Source organism: Coprobacter fastidiosus, from assembly GCF_982245605.1.
This window is the reverse complement of the sequence record NZ_CEVCIF010000071.1, coordinates 1-6,161: the sequence shown is the minus strand read 5'-3', so window position 1 is coordinate 6,161 and position 6,161 is coordinate 1. Positions and strand designations below refer to the sequence as shown.

Annotated in this window: 2 protein-coding genes; one reads left to right on the top strand and one right to left on the bottom strand. The window is 37.4% G+C overall.

Annotated elements, in window-relative coordinates; genetic code table 11:
• Positions 1–45: 45 nt before the first annotated feature.
• Positions 46–3,516 carry a glycosyl hydrolase 2 galactose-binding domain-containing protein gene (locus AC0UMU_RS13055; protein WP_288641978.1) on the top strand — a complete coding sequence of 1,157 codons (3,471 nt, stop codon included), beginning with the start codon at positions 46–48 and terminating at the stop codon, positions 3,514–3,516.
• Positions 3,517–3,588: 72 nt separating this feature from the next.
• Here the strand turns inward: AC0UMU_RS13055 and AC0UMU_RS13050 are convergent, their stop codons facing one another.
• A complete protein-coding gene (locus AC0UMU_RS13050) occupies positions 3,589–5,673 on the bottom strand; it encodes a KamA family radical SAM protein (RefSeq protein WP_122304576.1) in 2,085 nt (694 codons plus the stop codon).
• Positions 5,674–6,161 lie beyond the last annotated feature (488 nt).

Here is a 6,161-nt window from a genome sequence, read left to right as displayed (position 1 = left end):
AAGAGAGCCTCTTAATAATGTTAAACCATCCAACTTTTGGGGTTCATGTCATTTTTGAGATATTGGGGTATATTATTCTTTTGTGTGGGAGGAACTTTGCAAGGTCAAAATATAGTTTCCCCTATATCGTTTGTCCCGGATAATTCTGTGCAAGTCCGTAATTTAGCATTGAATAGGGCTGCTTATCATTCTTCATGTTCGAATTTTGATTATACGGCTCATTTAATTACTGATGGAAATACGGATGTTCAGGGAGATTCGAAAATTACGGTACAATATTCAGATTTTCCATCTGGAGAATCTTCTGAAAATCTGTTTGACGGATCACCGAATTCAAAATATTTGACATTCCATTCGGAGGGTTGGATTCAGTATGAATTTGCAAATGAAGCGTCTTATATAATAGATCGTTATGTCTTGACTTCTGCCAATGATGATGAAAAAAGAGATCCGAAAAATTGGACATTTTCGGGATCGAATGATGGTAAGAATTGGACTTTGTTAGATACGCGTTCCGATATTCGTTTTAACAAGCGGAAAGAGTCTCTTTCTTTTACAGCAAAGAACACGAATGCGTATAGAATGTATAGGCTCGATATTACAGAAAATAGAGGGGACAACCGTACTCAATTGTCTGAGATAGACTTGTTCGAGAAAAATGTCAATCGAATCGATCGGTCTGTTTTTTTGAGTAAATGGGAGAGTGCCGGAAAGGAGAATCAATGGGTTTATGTTGATTTGGGGACGATTTGTCGGATCAATAAAGTAAAGTTGTTTTGGGGAGAAGAGTTTGCACAGTCATATCAAATTCAATTTTCTACTGATAAACGCAATTGGCGTTCGCTGTATTCAACGAATGAGGGAAAAGGAGGAATAGAAGAAATAAAACTGACTACGGCAACTGCGAAATATGTAAGGCTATATATGACAGACGGTATTTCGGAGCATTATTCTTTGGCAGAGATGGAAGTTTATGGGACGGGAGGAGTAATCCCGAAACAAATGGCTGTTCCGTATATGGGAAAAGAAGGGGCTTATTATTTGACCGGAGGAAATTGGAAAGTGCAGCGTGCAAGTTTGGTGAAATTAGATGGTCTTGAGGTTTCTGATCCGGTATTTGATGACCGGGATTGGATCATCGCTACAGTTCCGGGAACGGTGTTGACCAGTTATTTGAATATAGGAGCTATTCCCGATCCTAATTTTGGAGATCAACAACTGCAAATATCAGATGCTTTTTTTACTGCAGATTTTTGGTATCGTACAACCTTTATTGTTCCTAATAAGTATAAAGGAAAAAGAATCTGGCTTAATTTTAACGGAATTAATTGGAAAGCCGATGTATTTGTAAACGGACATCGTGTTGGAGATATAAAGGGTGCTTTTATTCGTGGAAAATTCGATATAACTCCTTATGTCGTTTCAGGTGAAAAGGCGTGTATTGCAGTATATATTCATAAAAATGATACTCCGGGACAGATAACTGTACAAAGTTTAAATAGTGCCGGGAAAAATGGAGGAGTGCTGGGAGCTGATAATCCGACGATTCACGCCAGTGTGGGCTGGGATTGGTTACCGACGATGCGAGGTAGAAATATAGGAATACAGGATGATGTGTTTATTTCGGCTACTAACGATGTTTCTTTGATTGATCCTTTTATTATATCGGATTTGCCTTTGCCAGATTTGTCCTCTGCTGATTTGACTTTAAGAGTCGAATTACAAAATCATTCGGACAGGGCTTGTAAGGGAAAATTGATGGGAATAATCAATCCGGGAAATATCCGTTTTAGCCGGAGCGTGTCATTGAATGCTTTTGAACATAAAGATTTGGTCTTGGATAAAAATACCTTGCCTCAGTTATGTATCGAAAATCCCGATTTGTGGTGGCCTAACGGTTATGGTGAACAGAATATGTACTCGCTCGAATTATCTTTTGTGGCGAACGGAGGTGTATCTGATAAGAAAACTATACCTTTCGGAATACGGGAGATGAGTTATGATGATAGTGACGGTGTCTTGAAAACGTATGTAAACGGTACTCGTATATTTTTCAGAGGGGGCAATTGGGGACTTAGCGAGTCTATGCTTCGATTGGATAAAGAGGGATATGATGTTCGGGTTCGTTTACATAAGGAAGAAAATTTCAATATGATCCGTAATTGGGTAGGAATGACTGGAGATGAGGATTTTTATCGGGCTTGCGATAAGTACGGAGTTATGATTTGGGATGATTTCTGGTTAGCTAATCCGGGAGACGGCCCTAATCCGAATGATGAAAAGATGTTTATGAAAAATGCTGTCGATAAAATAAAACATTTTAGAAATCATCCTTCGATAGCTTTGTATTGCGGACGCAATGAGGGTAATCCTCCGGAAACATTAAATAAGGCGTTGCGAGAGCAGACATCTTTGTTGGACGGAACTCGTTTGTATATACCTCATTCTGCGACCGGTACGGTTTCTGGATTTGGACCTTACAGCGTTCAGAATCCGAGGCATTATTTTAAGATAAGAACGCATAGGAAACTTCACTCGGAGATGGGAATGCCTAATATCCCCTCAATAGAAAGTATGAAGAAGATGTTGCCGGAAGATAAATATTGGCCGGTGAATGATGTCTGGGGGCTACATGATTTTTGTATTCATTCGGCGCAAGGTGCATCCGGTTTTATGAATGCAGTGAACCGTTATGGCAAGGCCTCTGATTTGCAGGATTTTTGCAAGAAAGCGCAGATGGTCAATATGGAAAATCATAAGGCTATGTTCGAATCTTTTGTCGGTGCTCAGAGTAATGGTATGTTGATGTGGATGAGTCAGTCTGCATGGCCGAGCACTGTATGGCAGACTTATGATTATTACCTTGAGCAGACAGCCGGTTATTATGGTTGTAAAAAAGCTTTAGAACCGTTACATATTCTGTGGGATAGTCAGCTTGATAAAGTCAAGGTTGCGAATAATACTCGCCAAGGATATAAAAATTTGATTGCAGAAGTGCGTATCTATAATATGGACGGTACTTTAATGTTACGAGATTCTGTACGACTGGATTCCGGATCTGATACCGTTACGGATTGTATGTCTATCGTTTATCCGAAAAAACTTTCTCCGGTTCATTTTATAAAATTGGAACTGAAAGACGGAAATAAAATTATTGCCGATAATTTCTATTGGAGGGGAAATGAGTATCAAGAGTATTCCGATTTGTCGAATATGCTTCCGGCCGACTTGCAATATAGTCTCTATCGGGAAAAAAGTGGAGGAAAGGTATTTTTGACGGTCGATATTAAAAATGCAGGAAAGAATATTGCGTTGATGACTCGTTTGAAAGTTTTGCGTGATAGATCAAAAGAACGGGTGCTTCCGGTTTATTATAGTGACAATTATTTTTCTTTATTGCCTGGAGAGAGCAAGCAAGTGATTCTTGAATTTAATGCAAAAGATTTACAAGGAGAGAATCCTGTCTTAGGTATAGAAGGTTGGAATCTCGATTATATGGAAATTGTAGAATTTTAGGTGTTAAGGGTTAGGCTGGTTATTCTGAATAATACTTTATTTGTATTATTCAGAATAATTTTTTCTCTGTAGTTAGTTTATAACCAAATTACTGATTTGTTTTGTTACTTGAAATGGAAGTTCCGGATATTCATAGAGTTTGAAACGGGGTTCTGTTTCTCCTTGATAATATTTCCAGATTGTTGCATAATCTTCGGCATCTTCTCCTATTTTTATGAGCTGGCGCAAATATTCTGCAATAGATTTGTTTTCTTTGATATAAACATATTCCATTTTATCGATAATCGGACTGTGTTTACGGGTATGGTCGTGATCGAAGCGTAATATTCGTTTTCCATCTTCAGTAATTCCGATCGTTTGGAATGTCATGCTTTTACCTATTCCCGGGAGATTTAACACATTTCTGTCTGTAGCGGCAAAAGGTAGATGATGTTTGCTCAAGAAAGAACGGAGACTATTCGCTGTATTTTCTCCGGATTCGAGGATAGAACACAATTCTTTTGCTTGCTCGGCAGAAAGGTTGCCATAAATTTTTTCTTCGTGTTGTTCTTGCAAGGAACGGCTGTTAGGAGTAAATACGGCATGATTCTCGTTAAATCCTTTTACCGAAAAGGTATAGTAACAGACTACTCCTAAATGATTAAGAATCTGGCGAAGACGAGTTGTGTGTCCTCGGCGGGAAGCAGCCACTGTATATACGAGCTGGTTAGTAATCAACCATCCGGCGGATAGTATTTTTCGGATAGCATTTTTAGCTTCGGGAGTGACTTCAAGCGGTGTTTGAAAATGTGTTTGTATAATAAATTGCTTGACACCGATTGCGGAAGCTTTTTCTTTGAACTCTTTAAGTATGTCGATCAATTCTTGGTCGATGCGCATCGGCAAATAAGCCAGAAGACGTGATCCTAACCGGATGCGTTGCAGCTCTGCATATTTTTCTCCTTCAGGACGATTTTTGTTTGCTTTACGTTTACGGACAGCCATTCGGTAAACCGCTTCTAATATATTGCGTAAAGTTTTGTTCTGACTCATTAATGCATCGCCTCCGGTAATGAGTATATCGCGTAATTGAGTATCCGTTTCGAAATAGTCCATTAGTCGTTTGAGTTTTTTCTCCCAGCTTTCTTTCGGGCGTAAATTTTCGAATTCGAAGTTTAGCCGTTCACTTTGAAAATCATACATTCTTTGACAAGACGCACATAAACCTCCACAGGCTCGTCCCATTGTATCAGGTATGAGAATTGCCACTTCCGGATAACGTCTGTGAATATTATGACCTTCAGGAAGCAACCACCCGGCAGCATTTGGCCTTCCGTCTTTTACAATATCTTCTTTTTCCCAAGCTTTTATATGGCCGTATGTCTCGACTAGTTCGGGAGAATATAAGATATAACTACGTATAGAAATATCATTATATCCTTCTTCATTTATATTTAATAGTGAAAGATAATACGGAGTGACAAAGAATGGCATTCCGATTTTTTTTGCCCGTTGCAATAGATACATGGTTTCGTCAGAGAGAGAATTTCCTAAAAATCTATTCAGTTCTTTGGGACTTTTTACGGCTGTCGAAAGATGAAATCTGAAGTCGTTCCACCATTCTTTGACAAGTTCGTATTTTTCATTATAGTTTAGGTCAGATTCGAAATGATAACGAGACGCAGTTTTCCTATTTTCGATTTTTTGTATCAGAATATGTAAAATTCGTTCTTTGTTTTGTTCCCGAATTTCTATTACTTTCTTATCCAGACCGCTTTCCCATAGGTGTGTACGTTTTTTGATTTGTTGTAAAGATGGGGAGGTATAATTGTTTTCTGATCCTTTAAATAGAAAATATAGATCGATAAATAAATCTGTTGGAGTTTCTTCGTCGTTTAAATTTTCTGTGAGAAATCGATATAAGAGAGAGATTGTTTTTATTTGGATGTTTTGTCCCGTAGAGAGTTCGAAGATAGATTTTCCATCGTAGTCTATCAACATTTTGATCGTTTCTTGAGTATTGTTTGTCGGTATAGTATCTATAAATGCATTTAATTGTATCTTGAATTTTTCTTCATTGGGACTATTTTGCGCGATTGATATAAGTGCAGGAAGTTCTTGTTTATATAGTTGCTTTAGTTGAGAGAGTGTGAGAGTTAGTATTTTTTTCTGTTTCATAGGCTATTTTATTTATATAGTTATTAAAAGTATTTTACCGGCTGATTAATAATAACAAACAAGTTTTTTTATTAGTTGTTTGTTTTCTATGATTAAGATACGCTGAAAATTATTGGATCTATGTATGCGTATGATTATGAATGATCCGGAACAATCCGTTTTGAATTTTTTAAGTCTGTCTGAATTTTTCGATAAGGACCTCTTTGCATTTTTTTCCAGTCTTTCTTTCCGTTTTCGCTTGTCTTGCTATTTGACAAGTGAAAACAATAAAATATCCTTGAAAGAAACTTTTAAACTTGACCCGGGCAAAATTTAGACAAACTCATATATTTTGAGTAGAATAAACTCCAATATTTCAAATATACAAAAAAAATTCGGATATTGATTTGAAGTGATTTTTCTTTAACGTTGTTTATCTTCAGTATAAAAATGCAAAAGAAGGTGTCTAAAAAGGATGCCTTCTTTTTTTGTTATGCTGCCCGTTTATT